Here is a 21,898-nt window from a genome sequence, read left to right as displayed (position 1 = left end):
GTGTCATGTCCGTTGTCCATGTCGTGCTTCGGCTTCGCCCCGGCGCGTCGAGGCCTGGCACTCGAAGTGCGTGGTAGGCCACCTCGTCGTGGCTCACGATCACCGGCCTGACCGCACAGCGCCCGCTGACACGGGCCGTGGCCGCCGGTCACCTGCAGTGCGGCGTCCGCCAGAGCGCGGTTGGCGACCATCCTGCCATGAAAGCGGCCGGATTCAGATAGCCGAACGACGCCTGCGGCGCGCAACACGTCACTGCCCCACCGGCAGCACCCGGATCCCGATCGTCCATCGTGGACGAACGGGGCATTTCCCGGCAGCACCGGCAAAACCCCGGTGATTCCGGTCACCCCGCCCGGGCGACGTCCGGCCGGAACCGCGGAGTCCGGGAGCAGCGGATCGCGGCTCCGGGCGGAACGTGTCGGCCCCTCCCGCGAGGGGTACTTCGAATGGATGAACATCGGTGTTTCGCCGGGCGGGGAGCACGCGCATGCTGGGGCTACGGCGACCTGAAGTGCCTGCACCCGCGGGCCGACGGGGACCAGGAGGCGACCATGAACGAGACCCACACCATCACGTTGAACCTGCAGGTAGTGGAGGCAGGGGCGAAGACCACCGCCGACGTCGGCTTCACCACGCCGTCCGGTCAGGCGCTGCACGGCCACGGCACCGCGCGACGCCACCCGGACGACCCGGAGGTACCGCAGATCGGCGACGAGATCGCGATCGCCCGCGCCCTGTTCGAGCTGGCGCACAAGCTGCTGGACAACGCGGCGACGGACATCGGCGAACGCCTGCACCGCCGAGTGCACCTGCCCGCCTGACCGCGCGGCCCGGCCGCGGGGCTCCCGGGCGATTTCGCGCGAGATCGCCCGGCTCGCCCCACGCGAACCGCTGATTTCGCGCGAAATCGCACTCCACGCCCCGTCACCGCTGGTGGCGGGGCGTGAGTGTTTTGTGGCGCTATAGCACCACAAAACACTCACGGGGCCAGTGGGAGCGGAGCCTCAGGTGTGGACCTTGAGCACCTCCCGGACCGCTTCGGCGGCCTGGCGGGCGACCGGTTCGTCCAGGCCCGGGCGGGCCCGGACGCGCAGCGGGGCCGGGCCGAGGCGCGGGAGGTCTTCGCGCACCACCAGCCCCTCCAGCCGCGGCTTCACCGAGGGCAGCAGCGCCACGCCGAGCCCTGAGCGCACCGCCGCGAGCACCCCGGCCAGGTCGGCCGCCTCGCACACCAGGTCCGGCTGCCTGCCGAGCCCGGTCACCGCGCCGACCGCGAGCCGCCGCGTCACGCACGGCTCGTCGAAGACCACCATCGGGAACGGCGCGTCAGGAGCGGGCGGTTCCCAGTCCGGCGCGGCGAACCACTCCAGCTCGAACTGCCCGGCTTCGCGGTTGTGCCCGCCGTCGAGGTAGTCGATCAGCAGCGCGATGTCGATGGTGCCGCGGTCCACCGCGTCCGCCAGCCGGGCCGTGCGGTCGAGCCGGAACCGCACCTCCCACGACGGGAAGGCCACGCGGAGCCGGGCGACGAGCTCCGGGAGCAGCCGGTCGGCCGCGTGCTCGGTGGAGCCGAAGACGAGCGTGCGGGGCTCTTCAGCGCCGAGCCTGCGCAGCGCCGAGTCGTGCACTTCGAGGATGCGCCGGGCCTCGGCCAGCAGCAGTTCGCCCGCCGTGGTGAACCGCGCCTGCCGCCCCTCCCGCGCCACCAGCTTCCGGTCCACCACCCGCTCCAGCTTGCGCACGTGCTGGCTGACCGCGGACTGCGTCAGCGACAGCGCGGTGGCAGCCCGGTGGAACCCGCCGCAGTCGGCCACCGCGACCAGGCTCCGCAACGCGATCACGTCCAGCACAGCGCTCATGCCCCACACCATAACCGATCAGCAGATGTGATCGATCGCGATCACTTATCATCGTTGGACGCGGACCGGGGGCCAGGGCGAACCTGGGATCATGAAGAGCATCCCGCTGTCGCTGGCAGCATCGATCGTGTTCATCTGGGCCAGCGGGTTCCCCACCGGGAAGCTCGGCGTCGCCGCCGCTCCCCCGTTCCTGCTGACCACCGTGCGCCTGACGGCGGCCGCCGCGCTGCTCGCGGTGATCGCGGTGGTCTCCCGCGCGGCCTGGCCGCGCGGCAGGCGGCTGGGGCACACGGCCGTCGCCGGGATCCTCACCTACGGCGCGCAGTTCGGCGGCTGCTACGGCGCGATGAGCGTCGGCGTGCCTGCTTCGGTGACCGCGCTGGTGATCGCCATGAACCCGGTGCTCACCGCAGCGCTCGCGGCCGTGCTGCTGCGGGAGCGGTTGAGCCGGGCCCGCGTGGCGGGGCTCGTCCTCGGAGTGCTCGCCGTGGTCATCACCCTCGGCGGCCAGGTGCTCGCCGAAGGCACGCTGAACCCGGGAATCCTGCTCGCCCTGATCGGGCTCCTGGGGTTCTCCGCTGGCGGGCTCTACCAGCAGCGGTTCTGCGGTCCGATCGACCCGCGAGCGGGCGGAGCGGTGCAGTCGGCGGCAGCGGCTGCCGCCGTCGGCGTGTTCGCGCTCTTCGAGCACGGCCAGGACGTGCACTGGGCGCAGGCCTCCGCGGTTCTGGTGTGGCTGGTGCTGGTGGGCTCGGTGCTCGGCACCACCTGCTACCTGCGGGCGGTCGCCGTCGGCGGGGCGAGCCGGGCGAGCTCCCTGTTCAGCGCCGTCCCGCCGGGTGCGGCGCTGCTGGCCTGGCCGCTGCTCGGCGAGACCCCGACGCCCGCGGTCGTGCTCGGCATCGCCCTCGGCGCCGCGGCCTGCCTGCTCGGCACTCGCCCGGACCGGAAGGCCCCGGAACCCGCGGCACGACCGCACGAGCAGGTCACGGTTTGACCAGCTCCCGAACCCCCGCCCTCGGCATGTCGTGCGGCACGGCGGTTCTGCCGGAAACTGCCCGAACACCCGGGGCGCGGGCAGGCGGCGGTTCTGCCGGAAACTGCCCGGAGCGGCCGCTAGCAGACCCTGAGGTACTCCAAGACGGCCAGGACCCGGCGGTTGGAGTCCTGCGAGGTGGCCAGGTCGAGCTTGCCGAAGATGCTCGCGATGTGCTTGCTCACCGCGCCTTCGCTGACCACCAGCTGCTGGGCGATCGCCGCGTTGGAGCGGCCTTCGGCCATCAGCGCGAGCACGTCGTTCTCCCGCCCGGTCAGCCGCTGCAGCGGTGTCGTGCGGCGGGCGACGAGCTTCGCGATCACCTCCGGGTCCATCGCGGTGCCGCCGGCGGCGACCCGCCGCACCGCGTCGACGAACTGGTCGGCGTTGAAGACCCGGTCCTTGAGCAGGTAGCCGACGCCACCGGCGCCGTCGGCCAGCAGCTCCCGCGCGTAGAGCTGCTCGACGTGCTGGGACAGCACCAGCACCGGCAGGCCGGGGATCTCGCGCCGCGCGGACAACGCGGCCCGCAGGCCCTCGTCGGTCTGGGTCGGCGGCAGCCGGACGTCGACGACCGCCACGTCCGGGCGCTGCTCGACCAGCGCCCGCTCCAGCTCCGGCCCGGTCTCCACCGCGGCCACCACCTCGAAGCCGTGCGCGGTGAGCAGCGTCTTCAGCCCGTCGCGGAGGAGGAAGAGGTCTTCGGCTAGGACAACGCGCACGGGATCTCCATCGTCGCCGCGGTCGGTCCACCGGGCGGGCTGCTCAGGTGCAAGGTCCCGTCGAACGTACCGATGCGGCGCAGGATTCCGGTCAGCCCGCCACCGGATTCCGGCGCGGCACCGCCCCGGCCGTCATCGGTGACCACCACCCGCAGCACCGGCTCCGCGTAGCCCAGTTCGACCCGGATGGACCCCGCTCCGCTGTGCTTGATCGCGTTGGTGATCAGTTCGAGCGTCGCGAAGTAGGCGGCGGTCTCGATCGCCGACGGGCACCGGCCCGGCACGTCGGCCTCGACCTCGATCGGCACGACCAGGTCCAGCGCCACCGCGCGGACGGCGTCGACCAGCCCGCGCTCGGTCAGCACCGGCGGCCGGATGCCGCGGACCAGCGAGCGGAGCTCGGCCAGCGCCAGGGCCGAATCCGCCTTGGTCTCGCCCAGCAGCTCCTTGGCGCGCACGGGGTCGTGGTCCATCAGCTGCTCGGCGGCCGAGAGCTTCAGCCCGAGCGCGACCAGCCGGGCCTGCGGGCCGTCGTGCAGGTCGCGCTCGATGCGCCGCAGCTGGGCGTCCTCGGCCTCGGTCGCGTCGGCGCGGGTCTCGGCGAGCCGGTGGACCCGCTGCGCCAGCTCAGCGCTCTCGGTCGGGGCGAGCAGCAACTTCGTCCAGCGGCCGTGCAGGCGCAGCAGCAGCGGGGCGAGGGCCAGCACACCGGCACCGGACAGCAGTCCCAGCGGCATCCCGAGCAGCGGCGCGTCCGCGAGCCACTTCGCCGGTGCCCACACCTGCTCCCACGGCGATCCGAACTCCGCGAAGAAGCGGCCCACCCGCACCCAGAGCGGAATCCACAGTCCCCACAGGAAGATCCAGCTCAGCACGGCGACCGGCGCCAGCAGCAGCGCGGTGACCGGGCCGTCGCCGAGCAGCCACAGCAGATCCCGCCCGGTCGCCGGATCGGTCATCGCACGCCGGTAGCGAGCACGCCGCAGCGCGGCGCGCGGCGAGGACTTCAGCTCACGACCAGCTCGGTAGAGGCCGTCGGCGGTGGGCACCGGCTCGACGAGCGGCTTGTACAGCTCCTCGACCGGCGTCTGCGACCACTTCCCGGCGAGCTGCCGACCGAGCCCGGCCAGCCGCTGCGCGAGCACGTTGCACCATGGCCACCACAGGTGCACCCCGAGCACGTGGGCGAGCACGAACAGGACGGCCACCAGCGCACCGCAGATCAGGTTCAGGACCGCCAGCGGGACGAGCAGCGCGAACCGCCAGAGCGCCTGCACCCCTCCGCGGACCCACAGCCGCCACCCGGTCGGCTCGACCGGGCCCAGCCGCGAGCGCGTCCACCGCCCGTAGAGCCGCAGCACCGGCTGCCCGCCGATGACCGACAGCAGCCCCAGCACCGGGCCGACGACCGTGTTGAGCAGCAGCCAGCTCAGGTCCTGCCCGGTCGCCGGGTCCTCCGACACCCACTCCACCCGCCGCAGGTACCGGGGCACGCGGGGCGTCCGGTAGACCATCCGGTCGTGCCGGTACCAGCCCTCGGCGTCCGGTTGCGGCTCGGACGGCGCCGGGAGGTACGACGATTCGACCGGCGCCTCGCACCAGTCACCGGACAACCGGCGGGTCAGGTCGACGGCGGCCCGGCACCACGCCACGATCCGCTCGCCCAGGGCCGGAATTCCCAGCATCGACACGAACGGCGCCAACGCGTAGGCCGTGAACAGCAGCGGCCCCGGCAGCGCCAGCAGCGCGATCACCAGGCCTCGCCCGGCAGTTCTGATTCGCATGCACCGATTCTTTTCCGCGGCGACGGCGTTGACCTTGCAGCTGGTTGCCGAACCGGGGTGGAGCTATCTCCACCCCGCACCGGCAGCCAACCGCATTCCGCCGGGTCCGGTGCGAGCCTAACGTCACCGCCATGCCCTCCCCGAACTCGCGGGACCAGGCGGACTTCCGCACCAGCGACCTGCTCCGGCGCACCGGGGCACAACTGGCCGCCCTGGCCCGCACCCCGCTGATCGCGCTCTGCGGTCCGGCCGTGCTCGGCGACTTCGCCGCGGGCATCGCGCTGACCACCGCGGCCATCGCGCTCGCGGCGCGGCCGGGCCCCGACCCGATCGCCCGGTTCACCGCGCACCTGCTGGCAGCGCTCGCGGTGGTGCTGCTCGCCGCAGCCCGCGCCACCACTCCGGCGGAGGCGTCCGCGCTGCTCGTGGCGGGTTCGCTGTCCGCACTCGCCGTGCTGGCGGTCGGATTGCTGTGCGCGAACCGCCCGCTGCTCGCCGCGATCTTGCTGCTGCCCGGGCTGATCCCGGGTTTCCACCTCACCGCGTCCGGCGCCGCGATCCAGGCGCTGCACGCCGCCGGAGCGGGTGAGCGGCCCGCGCACCTGCTCGTGCTGATCGGGTACGCCCTGGTGGCGGGCAGATCAGCCGACCGACTCCTGAATGCGCTTCCACGCGGCGAGCACGTGCCTGCGCTCGGTCTGCAGCGCGCCGATCGCGAGCCGCAGCACCGTCCGACCGTCCACTTTGGTGTGCGTCAGGTACAGCTCCCCGGATTCGTTCAGCGACTCCATGAGCCGGTACGTGCGTTCGCCCGCCTCCTCGGCGGAGAGCTCCGGGAACCGCGGCCGGAAGCACACCAGCCCGAACGGGTGCGGTTCCAGCAGCTCGAAGCGCGGGTCCTCGCGCACCCAGCCGGCGAACTCCTGCGCGAGCCCCACCCCGGTGCGGATGTGCTCGCGCAGCCCGGCGGCCCCGTACCAGCGCAGCACTGACCACAGCTTCAGCGCCCGGAAGCGGCGCCCCAGCGGCACCTGCCAGTCGCGGTAGTCGATCACCTCGCCGGAAGCCGTGGCGGGATTGCGCAGGTACTCCGGCAGGATCGACAGCGCGTCGATCAGCGGCCCGCGGTCGGCCAGCCACAGCAGGCTGCAGTCGAAGTTGGTCAGCAACCACTTGTGCGCGTTGGTGCAGTAGGAATCGGCGAACTCCGCGACGCCGTCGTTGATCCAGCGCAGTTCCGGGCACACCGCCGCGACGCCCGCGTAAGCCGCGTCGACGTGCAGCCAGATCCCGCGCGCCCGGCACACCTCGCCGATGGCGCGGACCGGGTCGATCGCGGTGGTCGAAGTGGTGCCGATGGTCGCGCACACCATAGTGGGCACGGCGCCGGCGGCGAGGTCTTCGGCGATCAGGGCGTCCAGGTGCGCCGGATCCATGCCGAGCGTCTCCGGATCGACGGCGACGACCCGGACGTTGTCCGCCCCGATGCCGGTCATGCGCGCTGCCCGCTCCAAAGACGAGTGGGTGTGCTCGGAGACGTAGAGGGTGTGCCGCCGCGTGATGCCCCGCTTCGCGACGTCGCCGCCGCAGCGCTGGAGCGCGGCCAGGCAGGCCACCAGCACGGCGCTCGACGCGGAGTCCTGGATGACGCCACCACCGGCCGCGTCGGTCCGGAAGTGCTCGGGCAGCCCGAGCAGCTCGGCCATCCAGTCGACCACGACGGTCTCCAGCTCGGTGCAGGCCGGGCTGGTCGCCCACACCATGCCCTGCACGCCCAGACCGCTGGAGAGCAGATCACCGAGGATCGACGGACCGCTGGCGTTGGCCGGGAAGTAGGCGAAGAAGTTGGGGTGCTGCCAGTGCGTCACCCCGGGAACCAGCACGGCGTCGAGATCCCGGAGCACCGCGTCGAACGATTCGCCCTGCTCAGGAGGATGCGCGGGCAACTGCGCCCGGACCTCGCCCGGCCGCACCTGCGACCGGACCGGATGCGACTCGACGCCGGAGTAGTAGTCGGCGACCCAGTCCACGACCTGCTTGCCGAAGGCCCGGAACTCCTCCGGAGACATGTGCCCGCTCACCCCGCCAGCCTGCCACCGACACTCGGCGGCGACCAGTGGTCCAGCGGGCGTCAGTCGGGCCAGGGCGTCCTCCCGGAACCGAACGCCCGCTGCGCGGTGGCACCGAGGTGGGGTTGGCGGAGTGACGGAGCCCGTGGTGTGCGGCTCACGGGGCTGGGTTGGGTGCATCGCGGTGGGCGGTTGCGTCGTGCGCGGGGCGATTTCAGGCAAAACTGCCCTCCACCCAAGGCAACCCCCGCCGCTTCGAACCCGACCCGACCCCGTGCCCAGCCGCACTGCACCTCGTGACGTTCGACCGGTATCAACGCCGAAGGGTTCAGCGGTGATACCGGGGAGACCCAGCCATCAACGGCGCGGCGAGGCGGGGGCTGGGTTCGGGTTCAAAGCGGCGGGTGGCCCCCTTGAGCGGTGCAGCGATTTCAATTGAAATTGGATTTGCCGCGTTCTCCACGAATCCTGCGGTGCCGAGAATCCAATTTCAACCGAAATCGCGGAGGTTCACCACCATTCGATCAGCGCTGAAGCCTCCCTGTTCCGGGTCGGCCAACCGCTCGATCCGCAAGTCCGCCGGCAACTCGTAAAGTCCCGCTTCCTCGGACACACGGACCATCTCGTCCAGATACCCGCAATCGCCAGGTCAGGGGGTGTCGGTGGCCATCCAGCGGTAGCCGCGCGGGGTGACCATGCGGTGTCCGACCACTGTGGACTGTGAGGAGCCCACGACGACCGTGGTGGACATGTCCACCTCCGCCGGGTCGAACTCGCTGATCGGGGCGCACCACACCCGCTGGCCGGTGCGGGTCGCCCGCTGGACCGCGCCGACCGGGGTCGTCGCCGGGCGGTGCTCGGCCAGGATCTCCAGGGCCCGGGCCAGCTGCTCGGAGCGCGGGTTGTAGAGGCAGACCACCAGATCGCCCTCGGCCGCCGCCCGCACGCGGCGCTCGATGACCGCCCACGGCGTGCGCAGGTCGGAGAGGCCGATCAGCGCGTGGTCGTGGCCCAGCGGCGCGCCGAGCAGGGCCGATGCCGCCAGCACCGCGGTCACGCCCGGCACCCCGACGACCTCGATGTCGACGTCCGCCTTCTCCAGGGCCGGGCTCGCCATCGCGTGCACCCCGGCGTCGCCGGAACCGATCAGCGCCACCGCGCGGCCCTCGCGGGCCAGCTCGACCGCTTCGACGGCCCGGGCCTCCTCCTCGCCCAGCCCGGTGGCCCGCACCTCGGTGCCCGGGCGCAGCAGGTGCCGCACCTGGTCGACGTACTGGTCCAGGCCCACCACGACCGAGGCGCGGCGCAGTTCGACGTCGGCGCGCGGCACGCGCAGGTCGGCCGCGCCGGGCCCGATGCCGATCAGCGCCAGCCGGCCCCTGGGGTGGATCCGGGCGGCGGCCACCGCCACGCCCTCGCCCTTGATCTTGGGGGCGACCAGCTCGACCGGCGCGCCGAAGCCGAGCTCGGCGGCGGCGTGCAGCGCCGAAGCCTCCGCCACGCTGGGCGTACCGGTCGCGGTCCGCACCGCGGGACTCGGGTTGGGCACCTCCACGGCCGCCAGCACCTCGGCCGGGTAGGTCAGCAGCGACAGCTCGTCACCGCCGTCCGCGGAGTGCCAGAACCCGAGGTCCTGCACCGCTTCCAGGATGCCGCTCTCCTCGGCCTTGAGGTCGACGCTGGCGATCGCCCGGATCGCGCGCGGGTCCAGGCCGTGCTCGCTGTCCAGGCGGGCGATGGTCTCGGTCACCGCGGTGCGCGAGATGCCGCGCGCGGAGCCGACGCCCACCACCAGGGTGCGCGGGATCAGCCGCAGCGTCTGCTCCTCGACCTCGGTCGGCCTGCGGTCGTCGATCACCACCGTGCACAGCGGTCGCTCGACGTCCGGGGACACGTTCGGCGGCAGGGCGGGCAGCGGGAAGCCGTGCGGGTTGACCAGGCGCACCGGCAGCCCGTCGAGCACCGCCGTACCGCAGCCGACCAGGTCGCCGTCCACGGTGGCGTCGAGCTGTTCGACGAGCTCGTCCAGCGGCGTGGTGCCCGCGCCGCCGGTGGCCGTGGTGACCACCGGCTGGCAGTCGAGCGCGTCGGCCACCTGCTCGGCGAGCGAGTCGGCCCCACCGGCCTGCGTGCCCGCCAGCGCGATCGCGAAGCGCCGCTCGTCGTCGACGCAGACCACGCCGGGATCGGTGCGCTCGTCGCGCAGCAGCGGAGCGACCAGCCGCACGGCGGACCCGCTGTCCAGGAAGAACACCGCCGCGTCGAGGTGGTCCCAGAGCCGCCGCGCGGCGGAGCCGATCGGCCCGTCGGCGACGACCGCGTCCGGTCCCAGCCGCCCGGCGAGCTCGGCGGCGGCCCGCCGTCCCGCCGCGGTCACCGCGAACAGACCGATCACTGCTGCTCCCCTGCCTGGCCGACACCGCTCACCCGCATGTTCCCATCCGTCGTGAGCGGCGGTGGCGGCTACTGCTTCTTGCAGCCGGAGATCAGGACGACCGGGTTCGCCGCCTCCAGGCGGGACGCCCCGTCCGGGAGTTCCGCGAGGCGGGCCGCGGAGAGCTGGACGCCCTCGACCTCGTAGCCCGCCGAGCGCAGCGCGTCGCGGGTCGCTCCGACCCGGTCCAGCGCGGTCAGCGCCACCACGACGCGGGCCGCTCCGGCGTGCGCGCAGGCCGTGACGACCTCGCTGCCGCCGGATCCGACGAAGATCGAGTCCGGCCGGGGCAGGTTCCGCAGCACCTGCGGCGATTCGCCCTCCTCCACCCGGACGTCCACGCCGTGCCCGGCCGCGTTGGTGATCAGCCGCACCGCCTGCGTCTCGTCGGACTCCACCGCGATCGCCGCCGCGCCCAGCCGAGCGCACTCCACGGCCACCGAGCCGGAACCCGCGCCGACGTCCCACACCAGCGTTCCCGGCCGCGGCGCGAGCTTGGCCAGCGCCACCGCGCGCACCTCGGCGCTGGTGATCATCCCGTCGCGGTGCGAGAACTCGTCCTCGGCCAGCGCCCAGCCGGTGGCGGGCGGCACCGGCTCACCACCGGCGATCCAGCCGCGGTGCGGCACGTCGTCCAGGTCGGCCAGCGACAGCACGATGTTCGGCTCGCGCCAGGTTCGCTTGGCCGCTTCCGCCGGGTCCAGGGTGACGATCGACTCGTTCGGCCCGCCCAGGTCCTCGGCGACCACCATGGTGCGCCGCCAGCCGGTCAGCCCGGAGCCGATCTGCGCCGGTCCGGCCTTCGGCGCGGTCGTCAGCACCACCACGGCCGGGCGCGCGCGGCAGACGTTGATCGCGCGGCCGAGGTCCTGGCCGCCTGCGTTGACCACCACCACGTCGTCCCAGGAGCGGCCGACGCGGGCCATCAGCTGCTGCACGCTGGAGGTCGACGGCAGCACGGTGCACCGGATGCCGCGCTCGCGCAGCGCGCGCACCGCGCCGAAGAAACCGGGATCACCCGAGGCGAGCACCACGCCGTGCTCATCGCCGGAGAGCGCGGACAGCGCGTTCAACGCCGGTTCCAGCGGGCCCAGCTCCAGCCTGCGCGCGTGCTCGGGCGCATGCGCGTCCAGGTGCCGCTTGCCGCCGACCACCAGCCGAGCCGACTCCAGCTCCTGCTCCGCGCCCTTGGGCAGGGCGCCGCCATCGATCCCGATCACCGTGACTGCCACGTCACCCACCTCACCTCGGCAGCCGCGACCGCGCGCTCCACCCCGAACGCGCGACCGGCGGCCGCACACCTCGCTGAACTGCTCCCATACTGCTGCCTCCGGCTCCCGGAACCGGTGCGCACACGCCGCGTCCACTTCGGACGCGGCGCATCGAGTCACTCGCCCTGCTCATCCGGCTCGGCCGCGGGCTTGCGCTTCGCGGCGGGCTTGGCCTTCGCCGCCGTCGCGGTCTTCGTCCGCTTGGCCGCGGTGGTCTTCGCCGTCTTGGTCGCGGTCCGCTTGGCCGGGGTGGCCTTCGCGGTGGCCCTGGTCGTCGTGGTGCTCGCCGCGGAGGTCCGCCGCGACTTCGGCGCGGCCTCGACGGCGACGGGCTGCTCGCTCACCGCCGGTTCGGCGGCCTCCGCGGGCTCGGCCTCCTCGGCGAACAGCTGCGACTGCGCCGCGTCCACCCGCGGCACCGAGCGGGTCGCGGCCACCCGCGCCGCTCCGCGCGCGCTCTCCTGCCAGTCGCGCACCGCCCACCAGGCCACGTCGGAGTCCTTGACCCCGTTGGTGCCGCGCGGCTTCGCCGCACCGGGCTCGGCGCTGCGGCGGCGCGGAGCGCTGGGGCGCAGCGGGCGCCGGGCGACCGGTTCCGCGCGCCGGAAGTGGTAGGAGTTCGCGCGGGAGCCGCCGAGGCTCTTGCCGACGACGAACAGCGCGTTCCGCCAGAGCTTGCGCTGCTTGACGGTCTTCTCCAGCTCGCCGATCGTGGTGCGCACCAGCAGCTCGTCGGGCCAGCTGACCTTGTAGGCCACCAGCACCGGGGTGTCATCGGGGTAGCCGCCGGCGCGCAGCTCCTCCACCAGCTGCGCGGTGCGCGAGGCGGAGAGGTGCAGCGCCATGGTGGTGCCGTGCTTGGCGAACTCGCGCACCTCCTCGCCCGCGGGCGTCGGCGTCCGGCCGCCCTCCAGGCGGGTCACCACCAGCGACTGGGCGACATCGGGCGCGGTCAGCTCGCGGCCGACCGCGGCGGCCGCCGCGGAGAACGCCGCGACACCGGGCACGATCTCGACGTCGACGTTCATCCGGGAGCACACGTCGTGCTGGTCCTGGACCGCGCTCCACATCGACGGATCACCGGAGTGCACGCGCACGACCTTGAGCTTGTCCCGCTCGGCGCGGCGGTAGATCTCCAGCGCCTCCTCGCGGGTCAGGCGGGAGGAGTCGATCAGCTCGGCGTCGCTGCGGGCGTGCTCCTGGATGCACTCCGGCGCGACCGCGCTCGCCGACCACACCACGACGTCGGCTTCGGCGATCCGCCGCGCGCCGCGGACCGTGATCAGGTCTGCCGCGCCCGGACCGGCACCGATGAACGAGATCCGGCCAGTCACCATCGCATCTCCTCTTCCGCCTCGGGCTGGAAGTCCCAACACAGTGGACGAATGCGGCGCGTCGTCCACTTCGGACAGCGGGCGCGGGCGCCCGGCGCTCGGCACGCGGCTCACCGGGCCGCCGCCCGCTTTCGCAGGCCCTGACCGTACCGCGTGGCCACGGCCCCTCCCCCAGCGCGGTCACGTCCCGCGCAGCGCCTGTCACGGCACGTGATGCGGCCGTGCCGCAGGGCCTCGAACCGGTGATCACCTGCATCGAAGCGGCGAGCAGCACGACCTCGTTCGGTAACCGCGCTAGGCCGACCGTGCGGGCCCAGAGCATCGAGTGGCGAAGCCCACCCTGCCGTCCTGATCACGCGCACCGCGCCACGAACCGCTCGACGGAGCCGGGCTGCCCGGCGGGATGGGTGTGCAAGTAGGAGGCGTGCACGCCGCGGTCGACGAAGCCCTCGCGCTGCGGTCCCGCGCCGCTCCGCCAGAACCACGCGGGGGCTCCGGCGGCGGGTTCCAGAACGGTGCGGTGGAACTCGTGCCCGCTCACCCGCGAACCTTCCGCGAACAGCGCGGAATCGGCAGCGGCCACGGCGTCCCGGTAACCGAGCGTCAGGCGCGGCGACATCCGCGCCCGCGCGTCGAGCACCCCGCACAGCGGATGCCCGTCCAGCTCCTGGGCCAGGTACAGCAGCCCGCCGCACTCGGCGTGCACCGGCGCCCCGCCGGCGGCGAACGCGGCGACTTCCCGGCGCAGCGCGATGTTCGCGGACAGCTCGGCCGCGTGCTGCTCCGGGAACCCGCCCGGCAGCACCAAGCCCGCAGCGCCCTCGGGCAGCCGCTCGTCGTTGAGCGGATCCACGACGGCGATCCGGGCACCAGCGGCTTCGAGCAGTTCGACGTGCTCGGCGTAGGCGAAGGTGAACGCCCGGCCACCGGCCACCGCGATCACCGGCGAACCCTGCGGCGCCACCTCGTCCCGCGGGTTCCAGGCGGGCCCCGGCAGCTCCGGCGCCGACCGCGCGATCTCGGCGATGGCGTCGAGATCCACCGACCTGGCAACGATTTCCGTCATCGCGTCGACCGCGCGGACCGCATCCGTGCCGTGCTCGACAGCGGTGACGAGCCCGAGGTGCCGGGACGGCACGGCGAGGTCGTCGGCGCGCGGGATGGCACCGAGCACCGGCAGCCCGGCGGCCGCCGCGGCATCGCGCAGCACCTCCTCGTGGCGCGGCGAACCGACGCGGTTCAGGATCACGCCGGCGACCCGGACCTCAGGCCGGTAGCCGCGGAAGCCGTGCAGCAGCGCGGCGAGGCTGTGGCTCTGCCCCCGCGCGTCGACCACCAGCACGACCGGCGCGTCGAGCAGCTGCGCCACGTGCGCGGTGGACCCGGCCGCCAGCCCGTCACCGGAACCGATGCGGCCGTCGAACAGCCCCATCACGCCTTCCACCACGGACAGCTCCGCCGCCCCGTGCCGGAACAGCGGCCCGATCCGCTCCTCCCCGACCAGCACCGGATCCAGGTTCCGCCCCGGCCGCCCGGCGGCGATCCGGTGGTAGCCGGGATCGATGTAGTCCGGCCCGACCTTGAACGGCGCGACATCGGTCCCGCGCTGCCGCAGCGCCCCGAGCAACCCGGTCGCCACGGTCGTCTTCCCCTGCCCGGAAGCCGGCGCCGCGATCACCACCCGGGCGGAACCGGTCACCACTCGATGCCCTTCTGGCCCTTCTGGCCGTCGTCCATCGGGTGCTTGACCTTGGTGGCCTCCATGACGAGGTCGGCGGCGTCCAGGAGCGCCTGCGGCGCGTAGCGGCCGGTGATCACGACGTGCTGGTGGCCGGGGCGGTCGCGCAGGGCGGCGACCACCTCGTCGACGTCGATCCAGCCCCAGTGCAGCGGGTAGGTGAACTCGTCGAGCACGTACATGCCGTGCTGCTCGCCGCTGATCCGGCGCGCGATCTCGCGCCAGCCCTCCAGCGCGGCGGCGGCGTGGTCCTCCTCGCTGCCCTTCTTGCGCGCCCAGGACCAGCCCTCGCCCATCTTGTGCCACTCGACCGGGCCGCCCTCGCCGGTCTCCTCGTGCAACCGCCCCAGCGCGCGGAACGCGGATTCCTCGCCGACGCGCCACTTCGCGGACTTGACGAACTGGAACACGCCGATCGACCAGCCCTGGTTCCAGCCGCGCAGGGCGAGCCCGAACGCGGCGGTGGACTTGCCCTTCATCTCACCGGTGTGCACCACGACCAGCGGCCGGTTGCGGCGCTGGCGGGTGGTGAGTCCGTCGTTCGGCACGCTGGAAGGCTGTCCCTGAGGCATGCCCAGACCCTAACCAATTCGGTCGCGGGCCCCGATGCAGCAGCCCGGCGCAGGGGCGGGTTGCGCGGGCGGGCGCCGGTTGCGCAGGTGGGTCCGTGAGCGTTTCGGGGTGCTATCACGCCCCGAAACGCTCACGGGCCCCTCACCGCTGCCGGAACGCCGCCAGCTGTTCGTCGAGGTAGCGGGCCAGCCGCGGCTTGTCCGCCGGGCTGAAGGTGTTCCAGCGCTGGCCGTCGTGGTTCTGGCGGGTGGTGACGCTGTAGCGGCCCTCCTCGGTGTCCCGCCAGCCGACCGCCGGGAGCCGGACCTGCTTGCCGCCCGCGTCGACCCCGGTCACCACGAAGTAGCCGACGCCGCGCACCGGCAGCGCCATGATCCGCTCCACCTTGCGCATGTCCCCGCCACCGCGACCGGAAGTGCCGGGCTGCGCGGCGGCGAGCCAGGAATCCGGTTCGGCGTTGGGTTCGGGCCGCGGCTTCTGCTCACCGGCGACGGAGATGGTGGCGGTGTCGAGCTTGCCCGCGGGCGCTTCCGGCAGCAGCCCGACGCAGACCCGCGCCAGCCCCCGGACGTCGACGAACTCGACCCGCACGCCCCGCTCGTCCTGGATCGCGACCACTCCGGTCCGCCCGCCCGCGACCACGCGAGCCCGGAAGACGGTGTCCGACCGGCCGTCGTAGGAGGTCACCGCCACCGAGACCTCCGAGCGGTGCAGCAGGTTCAACGCCTGTTCGAGCTCCGGCTCGGCCCGGCCGCGATCGGCGAGGCGGCGCTGCTCCAGATCCGCCCAGACGCTCTTGCGGAGCCGGGCGCGCTCGTCGAGCGTGGCGCTGAAGTGCGGGATCTCGAACGGAGGCTGCCGCAGGTTGAGCCGCAGGTCCTCGCTGAGGATGTCCACCGATTCGGCGGACAGAGTGAACGAATTGATCACCATTCCCCCTGTGGGCACGCGTCGATTCCCGGAAAAACATCGGTTTTCCCGGGAAATCGAGCGGAACAGTTGAAGTTACTCGCCGAAGACCGGCGGTGCGACCTTCGGCAGCCCGAGGTCGTCCCAAGCCTCGTCGGTGTCGAGCACGTACTTGCTCTCGTGCTCGTTGTCCTCCTCGGAATTGCCGCCCTGACCGCGACCCGCGGCCCCAGCGCCCATCCCGGCACCACCACGACCACCGGCCGCACCGGCGCCACCGGCAGCACCGCCGCCGACCCCGGCGCTGCCCGCGGCACCGAGCCCGCCGACACCGGCACGACCACCGGCACCGAGCTGGTTGCCGGCACCACCGACACCGCCCATGCCACCGAGCCGGCCGGCACCACCAGCACCGCCGCCACCACCGGGACGGCCCATGCCACCGGAACCGCCGGGCGGACCGCCCGGTCGTCCCAGGCCGCCACCGGGCCCGGGCCGCTGCTGGCCAGGCGGAAGCGGAGCCCAGTTCCCGTTGTAGGGGTTGCGCCGCTCCCACTGCCCGGTCTGCGGATTCCACCGGGTGTCGGACCCGCCACCAGAGCCCGTGGGCGTCTGCTGCCACACGGCGTTCGTCTGGCTGGGCGACGGAGGCGGCGGCGGAACCGAGGAGCTGCCGGATCCGCTGCCCTGCCCCGTCGGACTCGCCCAAGCGGACTGGGTGCTGGAGGGCGTGTTCGAAACGCTGGTGGACGGGTCGACCGACCCGATCGGCCGACGGGACTCCGGCGGCGGCCCGACCTCCTCCGGTCCCCGCGGCGCGGGCACGAAAGCGGGGGTCTGCGCCGCGGCCTGCCCGAAGTCGCCCTCCATGGTCGACATGACCTGGGCGGCCTCGGCGTGCGCGGCCTGGCTCTTCTCCTGCTTCTCCACGATGTCGTTCGCCCGGCTGATCGCGGTGAACGGGTTGGGATCGGAGAAGTAGTTCTTGAGCTCCTGCTTCATGTCGAACTCGACGACCTCGGGCATCGAGTTCTTGGCCCGCTCCCCGGCCTCGGCCTGCATGCCGATCTGGTTGGCGGTCAGCTGAGCGGCGTTCCCGGAGTGCGACATGTGCTGGGCCAGCTGCCCGACCTGCTTGCGCATCGCATCACCGGCCTCCCCCTGCCAGGTCTGCTCCGTCTTCCCCGCCGCCTTGCTGATCTGGTCGGCGAAGTCCAGGAACTTCGCGCCGTGCCCGTGGTAGATGCGGCCGACGTCGTGCACCGCGGTCGGATCGAAGTTCTCCTTGACGAACCGATCCATCTCCTTGTGCTCGAAGGAGAGGTAGTGGGTGTTGCCGAGAGCTCCGGGCTTGTCCCGCAGTTCCTGATCGGAAGCCAGCGTCTGCGCCTGCTCCTGCCCGTACTTCGCGGCTTCCTGCTCGGCATAGGACTGCGAGAGGGCCCGGTTCAGCGCATCACCGACCAGCCAGACGTCGGAGACGCCCGAATACTTCTCCTGCCCCTGCTCGTACGCCTGGTGCTCGACATCGGCGATGTACTCGTTTCCACCACCCGGCGGCGACGTCATGACTTCCCCCAATTCCTTTTAAGTTCTCGACTGCTTCTTCAGCTCTTCGGAAGTTTGGCCTCGACCAAGGGCGAAACCTGGTTCACCACCTGGCAAGCCGATTCGTTGTTGTCGTCATCCATGTTCGCGGAGATCCCGGCAGCGGTTGAATCGCTGATCTCGACGAGGAGCTCGCACTTGCCCTCGCCCGCAGCCGGCTTGACCAGTTTCGCCCGTCGTCCACCGAGCGTGGTGTCTTCCACCTGCTCGCCATCGATGTTCAACTGATCCAGAGACCTGTCCGGGTGCACAGCGACCGCGATGAGTCCCGCATCGAGGGTCCAGCGGCAACCAGGTGAACCGGCCACATCACGACGTTCCCCGGCCTTCTTCGGGCTGAAGGGCGCCACGTCGTCATCGGTGAGCAACTGACACGGATCCAGGTTCCCAACGGGGCTCGCCGCTTCGGAAGTCGCCTGCTCGCCCGTGGAAGGCTCGGCCGGAGGCGTCGTAGCGCCCGAACCGCATGCCGACAGCAGCAGCACCCCGGCCACGACACCAACGGCAGAGTGCAACATCGTCCTGCGCACTTGATGAACTCCGTTCTAGTTCAGCCCGCTGACGCTGCCAGCGTTGCCCTCATCGACCTCTTGGTACAGCTGAATGCCCTTTTTGATCGCCTCGATCACCTGTGGCACCCGGTCCTGCATCTGCTTGATCATTTCCTGGTAAGAACGACCGTCTTGACCGGCTGCGACCTCGTTGTTGAACGTGGCGATCGCCTGCCCGGCGGGACTGTCACCCAGCGGTGTCTTCCTGGACAGCGCGTCGAGGTCGGAATCCATGTTCCGCAGCTCGTCCTCGAGATTCTCGAAGATCTTGATCAGTTCATCGCCCGCCTCGGGCGTGACCGTGAACGAACCGCTGTTGGACGCGCTGATGATTCCCTGCATCGCGTCGTTCGACGCAGCGAGTCCTCCGATCGCCCCGCCCACCGAACCAAAAGCCTCCGCCATCGGAGCACCACCCCCAGGTATGTCCGGCCCGTCCTCAAACGGATCAGAACCTAGCACCAGCTTCCTCGCGCGTAGGTCAGTCCGAGGCGATTTAGCAACCCACCGCGCAAATCGCACCCCAACGGAGCAACCCCCGCTCCACCCGAGGAGGCAACGCGCTTCACCACGACCCCGAAGTGGTCTAGATCACTGATCTCGCGGCGCGCGCGTCCGCGAACATGGACGGGCCCCACACCGGAGGAGTCGTCCGATGTCGTCCACCAGGCCACCTCTGGTGCTTTCCGCCGCCACCCTCATCTCCAACTTCGACCGCTTCTCGGCCGCTCCGATGCTGGTGCTGATCGCGTTCGGGATGCAGGTCCCGCTGGCCTCGGCCGTCGGCGCCGCCAGCGGCTACTTCCTCGCCTACGGCCTCATGCAGCCGGTGTGGGGGATGCTGTCGGACCGGTTCGGGCGCATCGTCGTCATGCGCGGCACGCTGCTGGGCGCGGCGGTCGCGGGCATCGCCTCCGCGCTGGCGCCGAACCTGGTCGCGCTGGTCATCGCACGCGCGATCGCGGGCGGGTGCATGGGCGCCATCGTTCCGTCCTCGCTGACCTACGTCGGCGACACGGTTTCCCCGGAGCTGCGGCAGGGCGCGCTCTCCGATCTCATGGCCGCCTCGGCGCTGGGCACCGCCATGGCCACCGCGGTCGGCGGCGTGCTCGCGAGTTTCCTGGACTGGCGGGTGGTTTTCGCGATCCCGGCGGTGTGCGCCGTGCTGTGCGCCGCGCTGATCGGCAGGCTCCCCGAGCCCGAGCGCGCTCAGGTCGGCGGCGTGCGCAAGCACCTGACCACGGTGCTGACGAATCGCTGGGCGCTGCTGGTGTTCGGGCTGGTCTTCGTGGAAGGCGCGGTGCTGCTGGGCATCCTGACGTTCCTGCCGTCGGCGCTGGTGCACCGCGGCGTCGACGTCGCCGTGGCGGGTTTGGCCGCCGCCACCTACGGCATCGGCGTGTGGGTGTTCTCCCGCGTGGTCAAGGCGCTGGGGCGGCGGCTGGCGGTGTGGCAGCTGATCGCGATCGGTGGTTCTTCGATGGCGGCGGGCTACCTGGTCGTGGCGCTGCGGACCGACATCGCGGCGGTGGTGGTCACGGCGCTGCTGCTCGGTGGCGGCTGGTCGTTCATGCACTCGTCGCTGCAGACCTGGGCCACCTCGGTGGTGCCCGAAGCCCGCGGCCTGGCGATGGCGCTGTTCGCCTCCGCCCTGTTCCTCGGCAGCGCAACGGCAGCGGCAGCAGCAGGCCCCTTCGCCGAAAACGGCTCCTACGCACTGCTCTTCGGCACCGCGGCAACCGTCGCGGTCCCGCTGCTGATCACCGCGGCCGCCTGCCACCGCCACTACCGGTCGCGCACCTCGCCCGCGTGAGAACTGCGGAAATCCGGCGCAAAAAGAGCCCCCGCACTCGACCGGCCTGGGGGTCGCCGGGAGCGCGGGGGCGCTTCGCAAGTCCACCCCTGGGGGTCAGGTGGACGGCAGTCACCGTACCAATCCGACCAGTGGGTCGGTACTCGCAATCTGCAATCTCGTAACCAAAACGAGATCAAGCGGCCTGCGGGCGTTCATCCCGGACAGCCCGGACCACGCCCGCGACGTTCTCCGCGGAGAGCTCTTCGAGCCGCAGGCACGGACCACCGAGGGCGGCGGCCAGCTTGGCTGCCAGGCCCAGCCGGACCATCCCGTTCTCGCAGTCCACGACGATCGACGCGGCGCCGGTCCCGGCCACCAGCTCGGCGGCCCGCAGCGCGTCGGCCACCGCGCGCTGCGCCCGATCCCGGCCGCTCAGCCCGGAATCCACCGCCACGGTGGCCTTCCCGTCGGTGAGCAGCACGACCAGCGCGCGGCGCTGCGGATCACGCAGCTGCTCGCGCTGCACCACCCGCTGCACCTGCAGCAGCCCGTCGGCGAGCGGGGTGCGGCCGCCCGTGCGCAGCCCGCGCATCCGGGCCGCCGCGATGTCCACAGAGGACGTCGGGGGCAGGGCGAGCTCCGCCGAAGCGCCCCGGAACGTCACCACCCCGACCTTGTCCCGCCGCTGGTAGGCGTCCCGGAGCAACGACAGCACCGCGCCGCTGACCGCGGACATCCGCTCCCTGGCGGCCATCGACCCGGAGGCGTCCACCGCGAACAGCACCAGGTTGCCCTCGCGCCCTTCCCGGATGCCGCGCCGCAGGTCGTCGGACCGCAGCACCAGGCCCGGACCGCTGCGCCCCCGCGCGACCTGGTGCGGCGCAGCGGCCGCCAAGGTCGCCGCCACGTGAATGCCATGTCCCTCCACTGTGGATGCGCGAGTCGTCCGGCCGCTCCGCGACCGCGATCGCGAGCGCCGTCCCGGCGCCCCGTCGCCGAGCCCCGGCACCTCCAGCAGCCGCGCCCGGAACGCCGGCGTCGGCGCCGCCGGCGCCTTGTCCGCCGGCGCGCGCCCGTCGCTGCGCTCCTCCGCGCCGCCTCCGCCGGACGGCTCCGTCGGCTCCGTCGGAGCCTGCCCGCCACCGTCCGGGCCGTCCGGCCCTTCCGGCGGCTCCGGCCCGTCGTCCTCGGCGTGCTCCGCCGCCTCGGCGAGCGCCTGTTCCAGCTGGTCCTCGGCCATGCCGGGCTCGTCGAAGGGGTCCCGGCGGCGCCGGTGCGGCAGTGCGAGCCGGGCGGCCGCCTCGACGTCCTCCGCCGCGACCGCGTCGGCTCCGCGCCAGGCCGCGTGCGCGACCGCGGTGCGGGCGAGCACGAGGTCGGCGCGCATCCCGTCGACGTCGAAGGACGCGCACAGCGCGGAGATCCGGCGGAGCTCGGCGTCCGGCAGCTCCACCTGCGAGACCCGGTCGCGCGCGATGCGGATGCTCTCGGCGAGTTCCGCGTCGGCCTCGGCCCACTTCGCGGCGAACCCGGCCGGGTCGGCTTCGAAGGCCAGCCTGCGGCGGACCACCTCGGTGCGGGTCGCGACTTCCCGCGACGCCGCGACGTGCACGGTGAGGCCGAACCGGTCGAGCAGCTGCGGCCGCAGCTCGCCCTCCTCCGGGTTCATCGTCCCCACCAGCAGGAACGACGCCGCGTGCGAGATCGAAACGCCTTCCCGCTCGACGTGCGCGCGGCCCATCGCGGCGGCGTCCAGCAGCAGGTCGACCAGGTGGTCGTGCAGCAGGTTGACCTCGTCGACGTAGAGCACGCCGCGGTGGGCGGCGGCGAGCAGACCGGGTTGGAAGGCGCGGACGCCCTCGGTCAGCGCCCGCTCCAGGTCGAGCGAACCGATCAGGCGGTCCTCGGTGGCGCCCACCGGCAGTTCGACGAGCTGCGCCGGGCGCTGCGCCGCGGCCGAGTCGTGCGGCCCGTCCGGGCACTGCGGGTCGGGGCCGGCCGGGGCGCACCCGAAGCGGCAGTCGGCGATCACGTCCAGCGGCGGCAGCAGCGAGGCGAGCGCGCGCACCACGGTGGATTTCGCCGTGCCCTTCTCACCTCGCACCAGCACGCCGCCGATGCGCGGGTGCACGGCGTTGAGCAGCAGCGCCAGCCGCAGATCGTCGTGGCCGACGACGGCTGAGAAGGGGAAGCGCGGAACAGCGGTCATGCCGGG

17 protein-coding genes are annotated in these 21,898 nt (G+C 72.6%); 3 read left to right on the top strand and 14 right to left on the bottom strand.

Going from position 1 to position 21,898, the window contains the following annotated elements:
• The first annotated feature begins 551 nt into the window (after positions 1-551).
• A complete protein-coding gene (locus OU416_RS05965) occupies positions 552-821 on the top strand; it encodes a DUF1876 domain-containing protein (RefSeq protein WP_093146567.1) in 270 nt (89 codons plus the stop codon).
• Between the two features lie 183 nt (positions 822-1,004).
• Here OU416_RS05965 and OU416_RS05960 read toward each other — a convergent pair whose 3' ends face one another.
• Positions 1,005-1,859: a LysR substrate-binding domain-containing protein gene (locus OU416_RS05960; protein WP_270925796.1), complete on the bottom strand. Its 855-nt coding sequence runs from the start codon at positions 1,857-1,859 to the stop codon at positions 1,005-1,007.
• A gap of 91 nt (positions 1,860-1,950) precedes the next feature.
• On the opposite strand from OU416_RS05960, the gene OU416_RS05955 reads away from it, so the two are divergent.
• Positions 1,951-2,856, top strand: a complete 906-nt coding sequence (locus tag OU416_RS05955; RefSeq protein ID WP_270925795.1) for a DMT family transporter — start codon at positions 1,951-1,953, stop codon at positions 2,854-2,856.
• 119 nt (positions 2,857-2,975) lie between these two features.
• Here OU416_RS05955 and OU416_RS05950 read toward each other — a convergent pair whose 3' ends face one another.
• The 12 genes from OU416_RS05950 to OU416_RS05895 form a co-directional block, all read right to left on the bottom strand.
• Positions 2,976-3,617: a response regulator gene (locus OU416_RS05950; protein ID WP_270925794.1), complete on the bottom strand. Its 642-nt coding sequence runs from the start codon at positions 3,615-3,617 to the stop codon at positions 2,976-2,978.
• Positions 3,602-5,401 (bottom strand): sensor histidine kinase, encoded by a 1,800-nt coding sequence (locus OU416_RS05945; protein WP_270925793.1) that lies wholly within the window; start codon positions 5,399-5,401, stop codon positions 3,602-3,604. The genes OU416_RS05950 and OU416_RS05945 overlap by 16 nt, the downstream gene beginning before the upstream one ends.
• A 641-nt stretch (positions 5,402-6,042) precedes the next feature.
• A complete protein-coding gene (locus tag OU416_RS05940; protein ID WP_270926081.1) occupies positions 6,043-7,470 on the bottom strand; it encodes a pyridoxal-dependent decarboxylase in 1,428 nt (475 codons plus the stop codon).
• A 649-nt stretch (positions 7,471-8,119) separates the two neighbouring features.
• Entirely contained in the window at positions 8,120-9,865 is a 1,746-nt protein-coding gene (gene cobJ / locus OU416_RS05935; protein ID WP_270925792.1) for a precorrin-3B C(17)-methyltransferase, read from the bottom strand.
• Between the two features lie 68 nt (positions 9,866-9,933).
• On the bottom strand, positions 9,934-11,136 hold the full coding sequence (gene cbiE, locus OU416_RS05930; protein ID WP_270925791.1) for a precorrin-6y C5,15-methyltransferase (decarboxylating) subunit CbiE: 1,203 nt from the start codon (positions 11,134-11,136) through the stop codon (positions 9,934-9,936).
• Positions 11,137-11,291: 155 nt separating this feature from the next.
• Positions 11,292-12,512, bottom strand: a complete 1,221-nt coding sequence (gene cobM, locus OU416_RS05925) for a precorrin-4 C(11)-methyltransferase (RefSeq protein WP_270925790.1) — start codon at positions 12,510-12,512, stop codon at positions 11,292-11,294.
• Positions 12,513-12,861: 349 nt separating this feature from the next.
• Positions 12,862-14,211 (bottom strand): cobyrinate a,c-diamide synthase, encoded by a 1,350-nt coding sequence (locus OU416_RS05920; RefSeq protein ID WP_270925789.1) that lies wholly within the window; start codon positions 14,209-14,211, stop codon positions 12,862-12,864.
• On the bottom strand, positions 14,205-14,819 hold the full coding sequence (cobO, locus tag OU416_RS05915; protein ID WP_270925788.1) for a cob(I)yrinic acid a,c-diamide adenosyltransferase: 615 nt from the start codon (positions 14,817-14,819) through the stop codon (positions 14,205-14,207). The genes OU416_RS05920 and cobO overlap by 7 nt, the downstream gene beginning before the upstream one ends.
• Positions 14,820-14,961: 142 nt before the next feature.
• Positions 14,962-15,750: an ESX secretion-associated protein EspG gene (locus tag OU416_RS05910; protein ID WP_270925787.1), complete on the bottom strand. Its 789-nt coding sequence runs from the start codon at positions 15,748-15,750 to the stop codon at positions 14,962-14,964.
• A gap of 75 nt (positions 15,751-15,825) precedes the next feature.
• On the bottom strand, positions 15,826-17,298 hold the full coding sequence (locus OU416_RS05905) for a PPE domain-containing protein (protein WP_270925786.1): 1,473 nt from the start codon (positions 17,296-17,298) through the stop codon (positions 15,826-15,828).
• A 38-nt stretch (positions 17,299-17,336) separates the two neighbouring features.
• Positions 17,337-17,831: a DUF3558 domain-containing protein gene (locus tag OU416_RS05900; RefSeq protein ID WP_270925785.1), complete on the bottom strand. Its 495-nt coding sequence runs from the start codon at positions 17,829-17,831 to the stop codon at positions 17,337-17,339.
• Between the two features lie 51 nt (positions 17,832-17,882).
• Positions 17,883-18,293 carry a hypothetical protein gene (locus OU416_RS05895; RefSeq protein ID WP_270925784.1) on the bottom strand — a complete coding sequence of 137 codons (411 nt, stop codon included), beginning with the start codon at positions 18,291-18,293 and terminating at the stop codon, positions 17,883-17,885.
• A 250-nt stretch (positions 18,294-18,543) separates the two neighbouring features.
• Here OU416_RS05895 and OU416_RS05890 point away from each other — a divergent pair, with 250 nt between their 5' ends.
• Positions 18,544-19,701, top strand: a complete 1,158-nt coding sequence (locus OU416_RS05890; protein ID WP_270925783.1) for an MFS transporter — start codon at positions 18,544-18,546, stop codon at positions 19,699-19,701.
• 175 nt (positions 19,702-19,876) lie between these two features.
• Here OU416_RS05890 and OU416_RS05885 read toward each other — a convergent pair whose 3' ends face one another.
• Positions 19,877-21,892: a putative cobaltochelatase gene (locus OU416_RS05885; protein WP_270925782.1), complete on the bottom strand. Its 2,016-nt coding sequence runs from the start codon at positions 21,890-21,892 to the stop codon at positions 19,877-19,879.
• Positions 21,893-21,898 lie beyond the last annotated feature (6 nt).

The sequence above is a fragment of the Saccharopolyspora indica genome (assembly GCF_027853965.1).
In the GTDB taxonomy this organism is placed as follows: domain Bacteria; phylum Actinomycetota; class Actinomycetes; order Mycobacteriales; family Pseudonocardiaceae; genus Saccharopolyspora; species Saccharopolyspora indica.
This window is presented reverse-complemented; position numbering and strand designations above follow the sequence as displayed.